This is a genomic window from Exiguobacterium sp. s168, assembly GCF_018619035.1.
In the GTDB taxonomy this organism is placed as follows: Bacteria; Bacillota; Bacilli; order Exiguobacteriales; family Exiguobacteriaceae; genus Exiguobacterium_A; species Exiguobacterium_A acetylicum.
In genome coordinates this window covers 1-337 of the sequence record NZ_JACSNE010000074.1, presented here as the reverse complement: position 1 = coordinate 337, position 337 = coordinate 1, and the positions used below count along the sequence as shown (strand labels likewise).

Annotated in this window: 1 protein-coding gene; it reads right to left on the bottom strand. The window is 43.3% G+C overall.

Going from position 1 to position 337, the window contains the following annotated elements; genetic code table 11:
• On the bottom strand, window positions 1-337 hold a 337-nt coding region (locus KNQ15_RS16695; protein WP_214730127.1), incomplete at both ends, for a DDE-type integrase/transposase/recombinase.

Here is a 337-nt window from a genome sequence, read left to right as displayed (position 1 = left end):
ATTCCATCGGGGCATTATCCAGGCAGTTTCCTCTACGAGACATGGATTGAAGCATTCCCATCTCACGGATGCGTGTTTGATAAGCAGGAAGCGTATAATGGAATCCTTGATCAGAATGTATCAGGGCTTCCGGATGTATATTCCCTTGAAGTCGTTCTGCGAGTTTATTCGTTGTATGAAGGACGAGTTCCATATGGAGGCTTTTAGATACATGATGTGCCATAATTTCACGTGTAGCGATATCCTTAACACAAGAAAGATAAACAGTTTGGCCAGATCCAATACGGAGATAAGTGATGTCTGTGACGAATACTTTACCAGGCTCCTGCTGATCGAA